The 16,760-nt window shown below is 39.2% G+C and carries 17 protein-coding genes and 1 riboswitch; of the genes, 1 reads left to right on the top strand and 16 read right to left on the bottom strand.

Annotated features, from left to right (window positions below; genetic code table 11):
• Window positions 1-32: 32 nt before the first annotated feature.
• From ACEPXD_RS03260 to ACEPXD_RS03185, 16 genes are all read right to left on the bottom strand, one after another.
• Entirely contained in the window at window positions 33-2,174 is a 2,142-nt protein-coding gene (locus tag ACEPXD_RS03260; RefSeq protein WP_391119907.1) for a (Fe-S)-binding protein, read from the bottom strand.
• A 443-nt stretch (window positions 2,175-2,617) separates the two neighbouring features.
• Entirely contained in the window at window positions 2,618-3,280 is a 663-nt protein-coding gene (locus ACEPXD_RS03255) for a hypothetical protein (protein ID WP_391119905.1), read from the bottom strand.
• The gene (locus ACEPXD_RS03250) at window positions 3,273-3,755 is read right to left on the bottom strand and encodes an ECF transporter S component (protein WP_391119903.1); all 483 of its coding nucleotides are present in this window, start codon (window positions 3,753-3,755) and stop codon (window positions 3,273-3,275) included. Before ACEPXD_RS03250 ends, ACEPXD_RS03255 begins: the two co-directional genes overlap by 8 nt.
• 5 nt (window positions 3,756-3,760) lie before the next feature.
• A complete protein-coding gene (locus ACEPXD_RS03245) occupies window positions 3,761-4,351 on the bottom strand; it encodes a cob(I)yrinic acid a,c-diamide adenosyltransferase (RefSeq protein ID WP_391119901.1) in 591 nt (196 codons plus the stop codon).
• The gene (locus ACEPXD_RS03240; protein ID WP_391119899.1) at window positions 4,326-4,736 is read right to left on the bottom strand and encodes a bifunctional adenosylcobinamide kinase/adenosylcobinamide-phosphate guanylyltransferase; all 411 of its coding nucleotides are present in this window, start codon (window positions 4,734-4,736) and stop codon (window positions 4,326-4,328) included. The genes ACEPXD_RS03245 and ACEPXD_RS03240 overlap by 26 nt, the downstream gene beginning before the upstream one ends.
• Window positions 4,688-5,287: a histidine phosphatase family protein gene (locus tag ACEPXD_RS03235; protein WP_391119897.1), complete on the bottom strand. Its 600-nt coding sequence runs from the start codon at window positions 5,285-5,287 to the stop codon at window positions 4,688-4,690. The genes ACEPXD_RS03240 and ACEPXD_RS03235 overlap by 49 nt, the downstream gene beginning before the upstream one ends.
• The gene (gene cobS, locus ACEPXD_RS03230; RefSeq protein WP_391119896.1) at window positions 5,257-6,006 is read right to left on the bottom strand and encodes an adenosylcobinamide-GDP ribazoletransferase; all 750 of its coding nucleotides are present in this window, start codon (window positions 6,004-6,006) and stop codon (window positions 5,257-5,259) included. The genes ACEPXD_RS03235 and cobS overlap by 31 nt, the downstream gene beginning before the upstream one ends.
• Window positions 6,007-6,828: a cobyric acid synthase gene (locus tag ACEPXD_RS03225; protein ID WP_391119894.1), complete on the bottom strand. Its 822-nt coding sequence runs from the start codon at window positions 6,826-6,828 to the stop codon at window positions 6,007-6,009.
• 8 nt (window positions 6,829-6,836) lie between these two features.
• On the bottom strand, window positions 6,837-7,367 hold the full coding sequence (locus tag ACEPXD_RS03220) for a bifunctional adenosylcobinamide kinase/adenosylcobinamide-phosphate guanylyltransferase (protein WP_391119892.1): 531 nt from the start codon (window positions 7,365-7,367) through the stop codon (window positions 6,837-6,839).
• Window positions 7,340-8,416: a pyridoxal phosphate-dependent aminotransferase gene (locus ACEPXD_RS03215; protein ID WP_391119890.1), complete on the bottom strand. Its 1,077-nt coding sequence runs from the start codon at window positions 8,414-8,416 to the stop codon at window positions 7,340-7,342. Before ACEPXD_RS03215 ends, ACEPXD_RS03220 begins: the two co-directional genes overlap by 28 nt.
• Window positions 8,403-9,362, bottom strand: a complete 960-nt coding sequence (cbiB, locus tag ACEPXD_RS03210) for an adenosylcobinamide-phosphate synthase CbiB (RefSeq protein ID WP_391119888.1) — start codon at window positions 9,360-9,362, stop codon at window positions 8,403-8,405. The genes ACEPXD_RS03215 and cbiB overlap by 14 nt, the downstream gene beginning before the upstream one ends.
• 3 nt (window positions 9,363-9,365) lie before the next feature.
• Window positions 9,366-10,835 carry an adenosylcobinamide amidohydrolase gene (locus ACEPXD_RS03205; RefSeq protein ID WP_391119886.1) on the bottom strand — a complete coding sequence of 490 codons (1,470 nt, stop codon included), beginning with the start codon at window positions 10,833-10,835 and terminating at the stop codon, window positions 9,366-9,368.
• A gap of 1 nt (window position 10,836) precedes the next feature.
• Complete coding sequence (locus ACEPXD_RS03200; RefSeq protein WP_391122976.1) at window positions 10,837-11,820, bottom strand: FecCD family ABC transporter permease; 984 nt, start codon at window positions 11,818-11,820, stop codon at window positions 10,837-10,839.
• A gap of 4 nt (window positions 11,821-11,824) precedes the next feature.
• Complete coding sequence (locus ACEPXD_RS03195; RefSeq protein ID WP_391119885.1) at window positions 11,825-12,793, bottom strand: ABC transporter substrate-binding protein; 969 nt, start codon at window positions 12,791-12,793, stop codon at window positions 11,825-11,827.
• A gap of 127 nt (window positions 12,794-12,920) precedes the next feature.
• A riboswitch (cobalamin riboswitch) is annotated at window positions 12,921-13,061 on the bottom strand.
• Window positions 13,062-13,267: 206 nt separating this feature from the next.
• Window positions 13,268-14,935 carry an arginine--tRNA ligase gene (gene argS, locus ACEPXD_RS03190; protein ID WP_391119883.1) on the bottom strand — a complete coding sequence of 556 codons (1,668 nt, stop codon included), beginning with the start codon at window positions 14,933-14,935 and terminating at the stop codon, window positions 13,268-13,270.
• A complete protein-coding gene (locus ACEPXD_RS03185; RefSeq protein ID WP_391119881.1) occupies window positions 14,936-15,355 on the bottom strand; it encodes a DUF1934 domain-containing protein in 420 nt (139 codons plus the stop codon).
• A 146-nt stretch (window positions 15,356-15,501) separates the two neighbouring features.
• On the opposite strand from ACEPXD_RS03185, the gene ACEPXD_RS03180 reads away from it, so the two are divergent.
• Complete coding sequence (locus ACEPXD_RS03180) at window positions 15,502-16,581, top strand: diguanylate cyclase (protein WP_391119879.1); 1,080 nt, start codon at window positions 15,502-15,504, stop codon at window positions 16,579-16,581.
• Window positions 16,582-16,760 lie beyond the last annotated feature (179 nt).

Genomic DNA, 16,760 nt, shown 5'->3' with positions numbered 1-16,760 from the left:
TATCAAATTAATTGCAATATAAATATGTCCAATTATTGAACAACTAATTCCTCTTCAACTGGTGGAATAAAATCTCCGAAAACAGATTTTTCAAGAAGCTCTGCAATATCATAAGTGCCAACGGTTTCTTCTACTTCCTTCGCTTTCGTGCCATCTGATAGCATTGTTAAGCAATACGGACATCCAGAAGAAATGATTGTTGGGTTTACTTCAAGCGCTTGTTCTGTACGTGCAACATTTACACGATTTCCAACATGCTCTTCCATCCACATTAGTCCGCCACCAGCTCCACAGCACATTCCTGTTTCGCGGTTGCGATCCATTTCAACTAATTTCACACCCGGAATTGCTTTCAACACTTCACGTGGTGCGTCGTATACATCATTATATCGACCTAAGTAACAAGAATCGTGGAATGTAATGGTTTCTTCCACTGCGTATTGGGCTTTCAAGCGACCAGCTTGAACTAAGTCGTATAGCATTTCAGTATGGTGAAGTACTTCTCCGCTCCAACCGAAATCGCTGTATTCATTTTTAAAGATATTATATGCATGTGGATCAATTGTGACGATCTTTGTTACACCAGCTTTTTCAAATTCAGAAATATTATTTGCAGCTAGCTCTTGGAATAAGAATTCATTTCCTAGACGACGTGGTGTGTCTCCAGAGTTCTTTTCTTTATTGCCAAGAATGGCGAACTTCACTCCAGCTTCGTTCATCAAATGTGCAAAAGCTAAAGCAATTTTTTGTGAACGATTATCGAAAGATCCCATCGAACCAACCCAAAATAAGTATTCAAATTCTTCTCCAGCTTTCGATACTTCTTTTACTGTCGGGATGTGCACATCTGGACGTGCATCTCTCCAGTTTTCTTTCTCTTTACGATTCAAGCCCCATGGATTTCCTTGGCGCTCAATATTCGTCATAGCTCTTTGTGCATCTGGATCCATTTTACCTTCTGTCATTACTAAGTAGCGACGTAGGTCAATAATTTTGTCTACATGTTCATTCATAACTGGACATTGATCTTCACAGTTACGACAAGTAGTACAAGCCCAAATTTCTTCTTCTGTAATAACGTCTCCAATTAGTGACGGGCTATAAATGTCTTCGATTATTGCTCCTTCTGCTCCAGCAGCCATCGCAAGTTGGTTTCCTTTTGTTCCTTGGAAAGCAAGTGCTGGTACCCAAGGTTTTGTCTTTGTTTCCACTGCTCCAGTAAGTGTTAAATGATCCCGAAGCTTTACTATTAAGTCCATCGGTGACAGCATTTTGCCCGTTCCTGTTGCTGGGCACATATTTGTACAACGTCCACATTCTACACATGCGTATAAGTCGATCATTTGTGCTTGTGTAAAATCTTGAATGCGGCCTACACCAAACGAAGGCATTTCTTCTTCGTCCGCCTCTTCGTCTTCTGCTTCTTCAAAATTAATCGGACGTAATTTACCAACATTGTCTAAACGGTGGAAGTAAACGTTTACAGGACCAGTTATTAAGTGGAAATGTTTGGATTGCGGTACGTATACTAAGAATGTTAGTAGGAAAAGTAAATGTGCCCACCACATTACATAGAAAACTACTGCGGCAGCTGTTGGTGGTATAAAACCAAATATTGTTGAGATAGAAGATGCGATTGGCTCCGTCCAAGCTGCATCATGGCCATGCCAAATCATTCCCATCCCATTCCCAACTAAAACGGAAACCATTAACCCACCGATGAAAATCAGAACAAGACCATTTTTCCATCCGCGTTTTAGACGTACTAATTTTTCAATATAGCGTCGGTAGAATGCCCACACTACCGCTATTAATATAATTAAAGTTACGATTTCTTGGAAAAATGTAAACGCAGAATATACTTGACCTAATGGTAAGTGAGAGCCTGGCGCTAATCCTTTCCAAATAAAATCAATTGCCCCAAATTGAACTAATAAAAAGCCATAGAAGAACATAACATGGATTGCTCCACTTTTCTTATCTTTTAATAGCTTTTTTTGCCCGAAAACATACACCCAAATTTTGCGAAGTCTTTCCTTCACATTATCTTCAAATTCAACTTTCTTCCCAAGTTTGATATATGCATACCTTGTTTTCAATAAATATGCGAACAAACCGATTGCGTACAAAGTAACTGCTACAAACAGCACCCAGTTTACGATTAATGGACTCATCTTATTTCTCCCCCTTTGAGTTGTAAAATGATGTGTTACGGTTAGAATACCATTTCGTTAATAGAATATTAAAGAAGTATTTTAATCTTAAAACTGAATGAGCATTCAGTCAACACTAATTTATTCTTATGTGTTCGAGATTGATTATAAAGGCAGAAAGTTTCTTTGGGAATAGGGAAGTTTATTTGGAAATCAGAAAATATCTTCATTGTGCAGGAAAAGCATAGAGTATTATTCGGTATTAGAGAGCATTGTTTGCTATCGAAAATTATTACTTAACAAAAAAACGTTGGAATTATTTGACACTTTTTGTTGTAATACGGCACTTCGAGACCAATTGGCAAGTAAGTGAGACTAATTTATGCTTACCCGCAACCAATTTCCGTACACGCGAGACCATTTCTCATAGTAAAGAGCTATCTCTTGTGAGATAGCTCTTTAAATTAGTTAATTCCTTCAAAATACTTTCCAAAAAGCAGTTTCGCTTCTTCCACTCGGTCAGTAGAAACACCAAGTAAGACAGATGTTGCCGGTCCTGCGGATTTCAAAATGTCCCAGTCTTGCAAATGGCAGTGCAATCCTAGTTGATGGAATTCTTCTTTTATTCCAGCTGAACCAACTGGCCAAACACGAGCCACTAATCCAGTAGTGATTCCGTTCCAGATTTTCTTTATGTCCGCAATTTTTTCTAAATTCATGAGTACTTCTTCACCGACACATGGCTTCCCGTATACATACCATTTACATGCCGAATCACTTTCTCTTTTGCGCTCACCGATCATCGTCACGGCCATTGCGGATTGTAATGTTTCCATGTTGGATTCGGTACTTCCAGTTATAACTGGGCAAGGCTGCCCTAACTCATTAAATATTTTCTCTATCCCAACTTTATACTTTTCCCAGCTTTTATTCCCCGAAAAGTTATGCAAGACAATGGAGATGGGAAATGCCCCAGCAGCCCATTGCTCCACCAAGGCAACTCTTGCAGCAAAATAAGCAACAACTTCATCATCGACACGAACAACATCTGCCTCTTTTTCACCAATCGCCGCTGAATTATCGGTTGTTAATACAAGGTCGTTTGGCAATAAAACCGCATTACGCATGGGTTTTCACTCTATCCATAGCGCGTACAACTACAGGTGAGACAATCATTGCGATTCCTGCATTCAAAATGGTTGCAATTGTAATTTCGGGTAATACAGTAACAAAAAATGCTGGCGAAATGATCCAATAAAAAGGAAGTGTTGCAAGGACACTATTTGCAAATATAAAAAATATCCATTTCCATGCATGCAACCCTGCTTTATGAAGTTTCGTAAACACGAATAAAATCAAAAACATTTCACCAGCAATCAATAGATGCAATGGTCCTAAAGGAAATCCTGCATAAAGAGACGAGGATAAATGACCGATCATGGAAGCTGCTCCTGCGTAAACAGGTGGTAAAAATGCGGCGGATACAAGTGCTGGAACGGTATCAAGTGCTGCACTTCCAATACCTACTGGAATTTTCACGAATGCACCAATGGCACATAATGCTGCAAACATTGCTGCGAGCGTTAGTAAACGAAGCTTCATTGCAGTTACTTCCCCTCTTCTTTTACGCTTCCTACATTTTTAAATACTTTTGCACTGCGTAAATATTCTACATCCGACACCTTTTCTCGCGCATTAGCGACACGTGCTGCTGCGAATAAATAATCGGATAGGCGATTCAAATAGCGTTGCACAACTGCCGGAACATCCTCTTCCGTTTTCATCAATGTGACCATTTGACGCTCTGCACGTCTCGTAATCGTGCGTGCAATATGAAGAGTTGCAGCAGCTGGCGTTCCACCTGGTAAAATGAATCGTTCTAGCACTGGACCTTCTTCTACAAGCACATCAATGCGTTTTTCCATTGCTTCAATCGGTTCGTCCGTCATTTTATACACTCGTCGATTCGATACATTCGCTAAGTCTCCACCACAATCGAATAATTCGTGTTGAATCGTCTCTAAGTCCTCTAAAACGTCCGCAAAAATGGCTGGATTTAATTCTGTCACTGCTTTCCCGATAAACGAATTCACTTCGTCGATAGTACCATATGTTTCTACGCGGATATCATCTTTGTCTGTTCTTCCACCGATTAATCCTGTTTGCCCTTTGTCACCCGTTTTTGTGTAAATTTTCATCCCAATCATCTCCCTTTATCGTTTGTGATATTCCATACCATATTCGTGTTACACGGTCCGCTTTTGTAAAAAGTTGTTGATAAAATCTTCCAACATCATCCCGCAACTTTCGCATGCTTGCTTCCATTGGTACAATTCCTCGCCCAATTTCTGTAGCAATGACCAACACTTCCACTTGTTCATCCCATTGTTCAAACTGAACGAGCAATTCATTATGCTTTTGTTCTAACAGGTTTTCTACTCCAAATACAACAAGCACTTCCGTAACTGGCAATAAAACCGGGACATCCTCTCCGGCATCGATCCACTGAACTCTTTGACCTTGGACTAGCTCTTCTACATATGCTCGTTTCCCATTAAATGCTCCACCGAAAATGACATGCACGGCTTTCCCTCCAGTACGTCTTTTTTAGTTGCCCATTGCAACTTATAACAGCATCCATGGGGTACTTCCCACTCCCAGAAACCCTTTTCAACATCTGCAAACTTCGATAATAAAAATCGAATCGGTCCACCATGCGTCACAATAATAAGTTCATCAAATTCCTTTAACACATCATAAATCCCTTGGAGAACACGCTCTTGCATGTTTGCCAGTGATTCCCCATTCGGTGGAGCCACTTCCAGGGGATTTTCAATCCAGGCCTTATAGATTGCATCCTCTTTTAATTCATTATATGTTTTTTCTTCCCAATCACCAAAGGAGCATTCTCGAAAGTTTTCATTCACAATATATGGAATCCCCTGGAATAACTGGTTTGCCGTTTGCTTACAGCGTATCAGATCACTGCCGATCACTTGTTTAATTTCTGGAGGCATTTTCTTCGTTTTTATTCCAGAAATGATTGGCTCATCGGTCCATCCGATATATTTTTTCTCTCGATTCCCTTTCGTCGGCAAATGTCTTATGAGAGTAATAGTAAAAGTGTTAGCCATAGCACTACCTCCGAAACTTCCACACTAGCACCGAGCAAATCCCCCGTAACTCCACCGAAATTCTTCATTATCCAATGACGAAATAAGCAAATAAATACGAGTAAAACTGCTGCGAATGTGATCGCAATTAACCAATCGGTAAACCACCCTATTAGGAATAGCCCCACAAAGAAGTTAAATAAAGTCGCAAATAAAACCATATTTACATTCATTTTTTGTTTAAAAAAGTGAGCAAGCCCACTCTCTTTCGCACTTCTCGTTAACCCGAATAGCATCGTCAGTGTTGCCCTAGAAAAAAAAGGGATAAGCAAGATAAAAATCCAGTGAAACGATTCGGCTGCTAACACTTCAGAAACAATAATCACTTTTCCAATGACCAATAAAACAACTGCCATTACTCCAAAAGCTCCGACTCGTGGATCATCTAAAATCTCCAATCGCTTCAGTCGATCTTTATACGAGAAAAATGCATCAGATGTATCAATAAAACCGTCCATATGGAGACCTCCAGATAACAAGATCCCTAAAAACACAATGGAAAACCCCGTCATTAGGTTGCTCCATTCGAAATAGAGCCCTAAACAAGAAATTGCCCCTATACCTGCACCTATCCAAGGAAACAAACTATACATTCCCGATATTTGCCGATTTTCCATTGGCAAATTTTTGTGCACAGGGATGATGGTAAAAAACTGAAGAGCTAACAACAAGCTTTTCATTTACTCATCCCCTTCTAAAATAACAACCATCTTATCCCAACTAACATACTTTTTAAAATGGCTAGCCCAGTCATTTATTTGTTCATCGGATGCAAGCTTATTATTTTTAACTTCCCCGTCTTCTTCCTCCATTTCGTTTGAAAAATAAGGAATAACCCCTAATACGTCCACGCCTGTATACTTTTCGATGAAGTCAATTCCATCTTGGAACAACGAAACGTCTCCTTGAAACTTATTAATAATAATTCCTTTCACTCGGGTTCTTTGTGCTTCAGGTAATAATGCAAGCGTTCCAATGATAGATCCAAACACACCACCATATTCAATATTGGCAACTAATAAAACAGGAACATCCGCTAAATCTGCAACCCGCATATTTACTAATTCTCGGTCTCTTAAGTTCATTTCAACTGGACTGCCTGCACCTTCTAAAATTAAATATTCAAAGGAATTGGATAGCACTTGTAAACTGTTTTTAATAAGCTTTTGACCTTCTTCAAAATAGTTCTCCCGGTAGTGCATACCATTCATTTTGTTTTCTTTTTTGCCAAGAATAATCATTTCTATTTCCATGTTTCCTGTAGGTTTCAATAATATTGGGTTCATTTCCGTTAAATAGGGAGTTTTTGCAGCTCTTGCTTGCAATGCTTGTGAAACGCTAATTTCAAAGCCATCTTCAGTATTTATGCTTAAACTGGACATGTTTTGTGATTTGAAAGGTGCTACTCGTTTTCCTTCGTTCGCAAGTAGTCGGCAAATAGCTGTACATACTAAACTTTTCCCAACACTCGATGCCGTCCCTTGTACCATTAAACCTTTCATACTATTCCTCATTTCCACTGATGACTTAATCCATATTCCATTTCAAAAGCATGATCTGCTTTCGCAACAAGTTGCTGGTGAATTCGTCCAATCCATTTTTGATAAAGGACAACGCTTTCATATTTGGATAAAGGTTCATCAAGCACTTCATTGGAAACAATGACAATTACTTTTGCTTTGTGCATTAAGTATTCGACTGTTTCAAATAGTGCCTTTTCGACTTTTTCCATATCATTATTATAAAGTTCATTGGCAAGCCAAGTGGTGACACAGTCCCAAAGGATGCCGTCTCCTTCTTGAATTTGCGGGATAATTTGTTCGAAATTGCATGGTTGCTCAATAGTCGCCCATTCGACCGGATAATTTTCCCGGTCCGCTTGGTGTCTTGCAATTCGTTCTTTCATTTCACCATCTACTGCAACTCCAGAAGCGACATACACATTTCGTTTTACTTGCTCATTCATTAAATAATGTTCGGCAAAGCTACTTTTTCCGCTACGGACACCGCCTGTTATGAAGACAAGTTTTCCTCGAACCATGCGGTCATCTCCTTTTGCAAGTGCATCATTTGCGAGTTTTTTTTCATTCCAACTCGAAACCATTTTCCATCAAGCCCTTTAAAATTCTCTGTATGACGCAGTACACAACCTTTTTCTAATAAAAACACAAAGAATTTCTTTGATTGAGTTGGCTCTGGTAGTTGAAAACAAAGAAAGTTCGTTCTAGATGGAAGCACCACACAATTCCAGTTTTCAAGAAACGCAGTAAATTGTTCTCGCATGTTTTTCGCGAAAGAAATTGCCTGCATTCGGTATTCCTCTTCTTGTAAACACGCTGCACCAATTGTCGTTGCGATCGCATTGCTATTCCAATGAGGCATTTTTGAACGAGTTTCGCTAACTATCTTTTCACTCGCTATCGCATAACCAAGCCGCAAGCCAGGAATCGCATACATTTTCGTCATCGAACGCACTACAATGACATTCGGAAATTCATTCAAATACGGAATAAACGATTCCCTTTCATCAATGAAATCAAGAAATGCTTCATCTAAAATGACTTCACATTTATATCTCTTGGCATATGTTGCAATTTGGATAATTTCTTCTAAAGGAGCCAAATAGCCAGTCGGATTATTCGGTCTGCAAATATAAATTACTTCTGCAAACTCGATTTCATCGAATACTTCATCTAGTGGTAGCCCTTGCGTTGCAATGATTTCTTTTATGTACACATGATAAGGGTCAAGTGTTGCTGCATATTCGGAAAAGGTCGGGTGTATCAGAATAGCCCGTTTATTTTCGTATCGTTTCGCAAGACTTGCAAATATTTCAGCTGCTCCGTTTCCAACCATAACGTTTTTAACATGCACATCATGATAGTTCGCAGCTGCCGATAAAAATGGTTCTCCATGAGGATCTGGGTATTTTGTGATTAAGTCTTCGTACGATTCCCAGCGGTCTTTCACAAATGCTGGCGGACCTATTGGATTGACATTTTCACTGAAATCAATCACCTTTTCAGGCATTTTCATACGGAGACTTTCAAATAAGTGATGAGCATTTGCTCCGTGATTAGGTAATGACAAATAAAATCCCTCCAATGACCATCATCCAAAGCCAAAATAGAAAAACAGCTGTATTCAAATGCGATATTGTACTTAATATATGGTGAGGTGTTAATGTCACCTCTCCAACTCCCATTAGCGCTCGATTTGATACGACACCTTTATATGTATTTATTCCACCGAGTTGTATTCCTAATTGGTAAGCTGTTGCAGCTTCTAAATAACCGCTATTTGGACTTGGATGTTTTTTCGCATCAAGCCACCAGCCTTTCATGCGCTCCCCAAAAGGTAAGGCACTTTCTTTTTTTCCCCAAAGCATAATAATATATCCCGTTAAACGGCTTGGAATGTAGTTTGCAATATCATCTAACTTTGCAGCGGCAAAACCAAAATTCTCATACTTTTCATTTTTGTAGCCGACCATGGAATCGAGTGTGTTTATTGCTTTATACAACCATAGCCCTGGTGCACCCGCAAAAAGAAATGCATAAAAAAGTGGTGCAGTAATTCCATCGCTTATGTTTTCAGATACCGTTTCTACGACACCTCTTGTAATTTCCTTCTCATCTAATTCCTCTGTATCACGACCGACAATCCATGCAAGCTTTTGTCTAGCAGTAGGTAAATCTTTTGCCATTAAAGGTTTATATACATCCATTGCCGCTTCTTTTAGACTTTTTTGTGCAAGTCCCGAGGCGATTAAAATACTCTCAACTGCAATACCAACCCATATGTGAATGGAATACGCACCGATTAACATAGCAACTGTACTAAAGAATGTGATTCCAACGACTAGGATAACAAGTAGAAATCCTTTCGCTTTTCGAGCCCTTCCTTTATTCAGCCAGTCTGTGAGTTTCGAAATTAGGGAACCGATCCATCGTACAGGATGTGGCCAATTTGGTGGGTCCCCGATGATTCTGTCTACTAGTAGACCAATTGCTATAGCAATAATATGCGGACCCATTATTTACACCCAGCCTTTCGCTTTTTTGTAAATTTGGATTGCTTCTACTGTGCATTCATACACGCCTCGGCCTATGTTTTTACCGATTTCCGTAATTGGACCTGCGTATGGAATAGTCATTCCACGTTGCGTCGCTGCTACTAATACGCTATCGGTGGAAGTGCCTGTGGCAATTGTTCCAGTACGTGGATCTTTCACTTGTTCGAATGCTAGTGCTTTCGTTTTTGCTTCTGTTGCCGTTATGACAGATTGAATAAATGCTTCATCCGAAAGCTCTCCGTTCACAATGATCCATGTATTAATCGTCCCAATTGCTGGTAGCATTTCTACTTCGTGAGCTCTAGATACGTCTACTGCATTTCCAACACCAGCTGTAACCATGATGACAATGCTACCAAATGGTGTGTCATATTCTTTTATTATGGCGTCCTTAGTATTTACTGCGGTCATCATACCAACTGTATCCGCTTCAGAAAATCCTTTATTCGCAAGGTATACTAACATTTCTTCTTGCACATTATCACAGGCATAGTTAGCATCCACTCTCCTGTTAACGAAATTTTTATACCAGCCGCTTCCTGCATTGATTACCGCAGAGGACCAAGTTTTCAGCTGTGTTTCCGATTGGAATATTACTAAATCTCCAGTTACTTGAAAGTTTTCTGGTGTTATTCGATTGTCCTTCTTCTTTTCATTCACATCTGGAAGAATGGTAATTTGAGGTTTTGGACGCTCTGGGTGCGGATTTGTACTGACACGTGCTTCATACACTGCTTCAATTTGGCTTTTCGTCACTACTTCATGCGGGGCACCGATTGCTTTTATTTCTCCATGATCCATTAATAACAGTCGATCACAGTAAATAGAAGCAAGATTTATGTCATGAAATACGCTAACAATCGTAATCCCTTTTTCAATAGCTTGTGTTTTGATTGTATCGAGTAATTGCTTTTGGTGTGCTATGTCTAGATGATTTGTCGGTTCATCGAGCAACAAAATGGGAGCTTGCTGTGCAAGTGCTTGAGCAACAAATACACGCTGTTGCTCGCCGCCAGACAAAAGATCTAATAGTTGATGCTCGTATTTTTCCATTGCTGTCAGTTTCATTGCCTCAACAACTGCTACTTCATCTGCATTGGACCACGAAGCAAACCAACCACTTTGATGCGGGTATCGCCCAAGTGAAACGGTGTCTCTGACTGTATGGGAAAATGCATGACTATGTAATTGTGGCAGCACCGCCATTTTTTTAGCTAGCTCTTTCGGTGAATAGGTTTGGAGAGATTTCCCCTCAATGGAGACTTTTCCTGACTCCATCGGCAAAATTCCGCTCATCACCTTTAATAACGTGGATTTCCCGCTTCCGTTTGGGCCAAGAATTCCAAGCATTTCTCCTTTTCCTACTTCAAAGGAGACATCTTTTACAATTAACCTGTGCTCGTACCCACCTGATAATCCTTCTATTTTCAACAAATTAAATGCCTCCTTTCTTCCGTTGTCTAAAGAAAATAAATGCAAAAACAGGTGCCCCAATAAATGCCGTTATAACACCAATTGGCAATTCCGTTGGGGAAATAATCGTTCGTGATACTAAATCACATACGATGAGGAGTGCCGCTCCATTGATAAAACTTAGTGGCAATACATGTCGGTTATCGGAACCAAATAAAAGTCTTGTCATATGCGGCACAACAAGTCCTACAAATCCAATTGTGCCAGATACTGCAACTGCGGTTCCCGTTAGCATAGAGCCGCCGATTAATAGCATCATTTTTCGTCGTTTGACGTTAACCCCTAAATGTTTTGCACGTTCTTCCCCAAATAGCATGGCATTTAACTCTCTTGTATTCAAGCCTAATAAAAGTGCGCCAATAATCATAAATGGTAATGCCATTTGCACAAAACTCCAGCCTCGCATCGACACACTCCCTAGAAGCCAGCCAATTATTTGGCGTAACTCTTCTCCTGTTAGTGCAATCATTAGAGAAATGACAGAGCCCAGAAAAGAACTAAAAATGATTCCCGTTAAAATGATCGTCTCCATTTTCATGGAACGATCAACGAGTTTGGCAAATGACATAACGAGTAGCATCGTAACTAATGCACCTATCATACTAAAAACTGGTAACGTATACATTCCTAAAAAAGGCACCGAAATACCGAAAAAGAGCGTAGCCACGGCGCCTACTGAGGCACCAGACGACACTCCTAACGTATAAGGATCGGCAAGCGGATTTTTAAATAACGCTTGAAAAGCAGCACCTGCAATGGCTAGTGATGCACCAACTAGCCCTGCAAGTACAACTCGAGGCATGCGAATTTTCCAAACTATATTCGTCGCAATTTCGTCTGCTCCCGTATCCCATAATGTGCTGATCGGTACCTTTACGGATCCGACCGATACACCTAGCCAAATTGCTACTACTAAAGCAGCAATGGACAAGATGTAGCCGATCATGGCTTTACTCACTAAAAGCCTCTGGATAGATTGCTTTCGCTACTTCTTCTAATCCATCTGCAAGACGTGGACCTGTACGGCTAGTTATATTTTCATCCACTTGCACGACTTCATTATTTTTCACTGCATTAATCGTATCAAATCCAGGACGAGATTTAACACTTTCTACAATTCCATCCACATAGCTATACATGACAAGTATAACATCTGGATTACGGCTAACAATTTCTTCCGACTCGATTTTGAACCAGCCTTCTTGGTCTGCTGCAATATTTTCTGCATTCAACATATTTAAAATTTCTTGCATGAAAGTTCCTTTACCAGGTGTGTAAATTTCCGGAACATCTGATGTTTCGATGAATACTGTTTTCTTCTTTTCTACTTTTGCTACTTTTGCCGTTACATCTGCTACTTTCGCTTTCATATCATCGACAATTTTTTGTGCTTCTGTTAATTTCCCAGTTGCACGGCCAATCTCCTCAATTGTTGTATATGTTTCATTGAAATCTGCAGCATTTTTCACTACAAATACTTTCACACCTGCATCACGAAGTTGTTGTAATCCCGCCTCGCCCATGCCTAACATAGACTCATGTGCAAATACGATGTCTGGATTCATCGATATAATTTTTTCCACATTGAATTCCATACCGCCAATTTTCTCTTTTTCAAGCGCTTCTGCAGGGTAGTCATCATAGTCGTTTACCCCAACGATTTCATCATTTAATCCAAGTGCAAATAAGATTTCTGTATTGCTTGGCATCATCGAAACGATTGTTTTTGGCGCTTTTTCTAATGTAATATCATTGCCAACTGCATCTGTTATTGTAAGTGGAAATTCCGCTTTTTCTACTGCTGTTTCTTGTTGTGCATTGTCATTATTTTTTACAGGTGTTTCTTCTTTTTGCCCACATCCTACTAGCAATAATACTGCTAATGCGGATGCTATCCATAATTGCCACATCTTCTTCATCTGTCATTCCTCCATTTTTGTGCAAATAAAAATCCCTCGTCCATTGAACGAGAGATAAAATAGGTATAAATCTGCTAGGTTATGTATATAACAAGCTGACTTACACGAACCTATCCTCGTAGGTACAAAAGTGTAAACGCATAAAGGCAGGTTTTCTGACTCGTGATAGAGTTCTATCACATACAGTGGCGGGACCGCGCTGGGTTTGAACCAGCTTCCCTTTTAACTCGCTAGTAAACTAGCAAGCACCTTTATGTTCCAAATATTCTTGATGCATCGATTTCATTATACCTTAAATAGGATTGCTGTCGACAGAGATTTTTTCGATTCTGTCTCTTATTTATTGTATTCGACCGATTATATTCATTATTCGACCGATTAATAGAGATATTCGACCGATTCATCGAGCTATTCGACCGATTCACCCTTAATTCGCAAAAAAAAACACTCCGACCGAGGTCGAAGTGATCGGAATTACATTTTTTCCGGAGCAGCTACACCAATTAAACGAAGTGCGTTCGCAATCGTTTGGCGTGCGGATGTTACAAGGGCAAGTCGTGCTTCTGATTGAGGAACGTTCTCCGCATTCAGTACTTTATCTGCATTGTAGAAACTGTGGAATGTTGCTGCAAGTTCTTGGATATATGTTGCAACACGGTGAGGTGCACGAAGTTTTGCAGCGTCCGTTACCACTTGTGGGAAGTCACCGATTTTTTTCAATAAGTCTAATTCTTTTTCGCTTTGTAATAATTCAAGTGAATCGGTAGATGCCTTAAGTCCTTGCGTTTCTGCTGAACGTAAAATCGAGCAAATACGTGCATGTGCATATTGTGCGTAATATACTGGGTTTTCATTTGATTGAGAAACAGCTAAGTCTAAATCGAAATCCATATGCGAATCACCTGAACGCATGCCGAAGAAATAACGAACCGCATCTAGTCCAACTTCTTCTACTAATTCACGCATCGTAACAGCTTTCCCTGTACGCTTACTCATCTTCATTTTTTCGCCGTCTTTATATAATTGCACCATTTGAATCACAGATACTTCCAACTTTTCGCGTCCATATCCAAGTGCTTCAATTGCCGCTTTCATACGTGGAATATAGCCGTGGTGGTCTGCTCCCCAAATGTTGATCAGTTGGTCGAAGCCACGCACTAGTTTATCTTCATGGTATGCAATGTCTGGCAATAAATACGTGAATGAACCATCGCTTTTAATTAATACACGGTCTTTGTCATCGCCAAAAGTAGTAGAACGGAACCATGTTGCTCCCTCTTCTTCAAATATATGACCATTCGCTTTTAATTTATCTAGTGCAACGTCAATTTTTCCACCTTGATATAAAGATGTTTCAGAGAACCAATTATCAAAACCTACACGGAAATCTGCTAAGTCTTTTTGTAATTTAGCAAGCTCTACTTTTAAACCGTGTGCACGGAATGCTTTATAACGATCTTCGTCCGACATAGATACAAACTTGTCGCCATGTTCTTTCACAAGTGCTGCAGCAATATCAATAATATCTTGACCGCGATACCCGTCTTCTGGCATTTCTTTTTCCAAATCTAAAGCTTCAAAATAGCGCGCTTCAATAGAAACAGCTAGATTATGGATTTGATTTCCAGCGTCATTAATATAGTATTCACGAGCTACATTATATCCAGCGAAATCTAATACATTACATAAGGAATCCCCTACTGATGCACCACGAGCATGCCCTAAATGTAAGTCACCAGTTGGATTTGCTGAAACGAACTCGACTTGCACTTTTTCTCCCGCACCTGAAGTAGTACGTCCATATTTTTCGTTTTCTGTTAAGACAGCTTTCACTACTTCTTGTAAGTAATCTTTTCGCACAGTAATATTCATAAATCCAGGACCTGCAATGTCGATTTTCTCCATCATTGTTCCCGTCATGTCTAGACTTTCCACAATTGCTTCTGCAACTTGGCGAGGATTTTTTTTTGCTAGCTTTGTTAATTGCATCGCAATATTCGTTGCATAATCCCCATTAGCCTTGTCTTTTGGTGTTTCTAAATGGATAGCAGGAATTTGCTCCGCTTCTACAAGTTCCGCTTTCATAATCGCTTCCTTCAACGCCGTTTTAATGGACAGTTGTACTTTTTCTACTGCGTTCATTTAATTCGCCTCCGTATAAATTAGTTCTAATGTATATGTACCTGCAACTTCATCATTTATTAATAGCTCATATTCCACTTGGAACTGCCCATCTTCAAAATGCAAGTGCTTCGTATCTGTTATGATCATCATTGTGCCATAAACTGTATCGTAGCTTCCTTTTTGAAGCTCCCCGTTTTCAAATGGCAACCGCATTTTGACTCCACCACTTCGCATGATTAAAGCCGTTTTTCCACCTAGTTTCACGGTTGTTCGAACAACTTTTTCATATTGCACTTCTTCGTAAACTAGATAAGGTTGATTCCCTTTAAAAATTAGTTCCCCAGTCGTTTGAATATCGAACGTTTCTTTTTCGACATCAGGATGACGAATCGTTGATAATAAGCGAATATTTACTCGCTTTTTAATTGGTTGAGACATTATCTTCATCCTTCAGAACATTTTTTACTATAACCTTTTTATTATAAGGCTAAAAGCTAGGCAATGACAACTAATCAAAAATGAATACACTATTTTTTGAAGTGGAGTTATAATATACGCAAGAATTGATAGAGAGGGTGAAGATAATGTTATTAGATTTCATTGTTAACTTTTGTATATTATTTACTTTTGCAATTCTTACGTATATTCCTTTTCAAAACAAGGTAAATCTTTTCATTCCATCTACAAAATATCACCCATTTCTACTTGGAATATTTACCGGGCTAACTGGATGTCTATTAATATTAAAATCAGTTTCCATTTCAGAACACGTTATAGTCGATGGCAGAATGGCTGTTATTGTCTTGTCTGGAGTCCTTGGCGGGCCCTTTGCTACGATTATTAGTGCAATAATTATTGGATTATTTCGCATACTTTTGTATGGTTATTCAACTAATACGCTTATCACTGGAGGAAACACTCTTATCGTTGGTCTTGTCATAGGAATAAGTATTTGGAAAAAACCGATGTCGTTTCATAATGCTCCCTATTACTTTACCTATACTATTATTCAAACTTCTATTGTTATATTCTATTTACATCACTGGTCTTTTTCTAGCATTATAACAATCCTTGGTTTTATACTGTATTCCATCGTTTCTTTTTCAATCGTTTTTGTGGTTTTGAAGCAGCTAAGTAATCTTTTCAATAAAATTCACCAAATAGAAGAGATGTCCGAAACGGATTATCTGACAGGATTATATAATAATCGTAAGTTTCAGGAATATGCACAAAATCTATTAAAGACGAATGATAGTTTTTCACTTATTTTACTAGATATTGATCATTTCAAAATAGTGAATGACACTTATGGACATCCAATTGGCGATGAAGTATTAAAAGAGTTAGCATTTCGAATAAAAGATTCCACTAATTCTCAGGGCGGGATCGTATCTCGGAATGGAGGGGAAGAATTTTCAGTCCTTCTCTCAAATATCGCTGCAGATAAAAGTATCGAAATAGCAGAAACGATTAGACAAGCAATTGAGAGAAGACCTTTTCAAGTTTCCACCGGCGAGCAGTTAACTATTACTATTTCAGTTGGAGTTAGTTCTTACCCAGAAAACGGACATGCAATTATGGAATTGTATAAACTTGCAGATGAAGCACTTTATATTGCAAAATCTTCCGGAAGAAATAAAGTGATGCATATTAAACAAACATGACTTTATAATTTCTAGTTTTCGGTACTTCGAAACCAATTCAGCACTAGGCGAGACTAATTCATCCCTTGCCGAGACCATTCCGCTCATAACCGCAACCAGTTTTCATAAAGGGAGACCAAAAAACGTGATGCCCTAGAAAAAGGACATCACGTTTTCTATCTTGCTATTTAATGTAGTTA

The sequence above is a fragment of the Psychrobacillus sp. L3 genome, from assembly GCF_042945595.1.
In the GTDB taxonomy this organism is placed as follows: domain Bacteria; phylum Bacillota; class Bacilli; order Bacillales_A; family Planococcaceae; genus Psychrobacillus.
The sequence above is the reverse complement of the archived record's forward strand: the minus strand, read 5'-3'. Positions and strand labels throughout refer to the sequence as shown.

What these genes read in the sequence shown, in the direction of transcription:
- ACEPXD_RS03220 (WP_391119892.1), bottom strand. Translation starts at nt 7,367, where the DNA reads ATGGTTCGAGGAAAACTTGTCTTCATAACAGGCGGTGTCCGTAGCGGA.
- ACEPXD_RS03185 (WP_391119881.1), bottom strand. Translation starts at nt 15,355, where the DNA reads ATGTCTCAACCAATTAAAAAGCGAGTAAATATTCGCTTATTATCAACG.
- argS (WP_391119883.1), bottom strand. Translation starts at nt 14,935, where the DNA reads ATGAACGCAGTAGAAAAAGTACAACTGTCCATTAAAACGGCGTTGAAG.
- cbiB (WP_391119888.1), bottom strand. Translation starts at nt 9,362, where the DNA reads ATGGGTCCGCATATTATTGCTATAGCAATTGGTCTACTAGTAGACAGA.
- ACEPXD_RS03225 (WP_391119894.1), bottom strand. Translation starts at nt 6,828, where the DNA reads ATGAAAGGTTTAATGGTACAAGGGACGGCATCGAGTGTTGGGAAAAGT.
- ACEPXD_RS03200 (WP_391122976.1), bottom strand. Translation starts at nt 11,820, where the DNA reads ATGATCGGCTACATCTTGTCCATTGCTGCTTTAGTAGTAGCAATTTGG.
- ACEPXD_RS03260 (WP_391119907.1), bottom strand. Translation starts at nt 2,174, where the DNA reads ATGAGTCCATTAATCGTAAACTGGGTGCTGTTTGTAGCAGTTACTTTG.
- ACEPXD_RS03250 (WP_391119903.1), bottom strand. Translation starts at nt 3,755, where the DNA reads ATGAAGCTTCGTTTACTAACGCTCGCAGCAATGTTTGCAGCATTATGT.
- ACEPXD_RS03245 (WP_391119901.1), bottom strand. Translation starts at nt 4,351, where the DNA reads ATGAAAATTTACACAAAAACGGGTGACAAAGGGCAAACAGGATTAATC.
- ACEPXD_RS03180 (WP_391119879.1), top strand. Translation starts at nt 15,502, where the DNA reads ATGTTATTAGATTTCATTGTTAACTTTTGTATATTATTTACTTTTGCA.
- ACEPXD_RS03235 (WP_391119897.1), bottom strand. Translation starts at nt 5,287, where the DNA reads ATGGCTAACACTTTTACTATTACTCTCATAAGACATTTGCCGACGAAA.
- cobS (WP_391119896.1), bottom strand. Translation starts at nt 6,006, where the DNA reads ATGAAAAGCTTGTTGTTAGCTCTTCAGTTTTTTACCATCATCCCTGTG.
- ACEPXD_RS03195 (WP_391119885.1), bottom strand. Translation starts at nt 12,793, where the DNA reads ATGAAGAAGATGTGGCAATTATGGATAGCATCCGCATTAGCAGTATTA.
- ACEPXD_RS03255 (WP_391119905.1), bottom strand. Translation starts at nt 3,280, where the DNA reads ATGCGTAATGCGGTTTTATTGCCAAACGACCTTGTATTAACAACCGAT.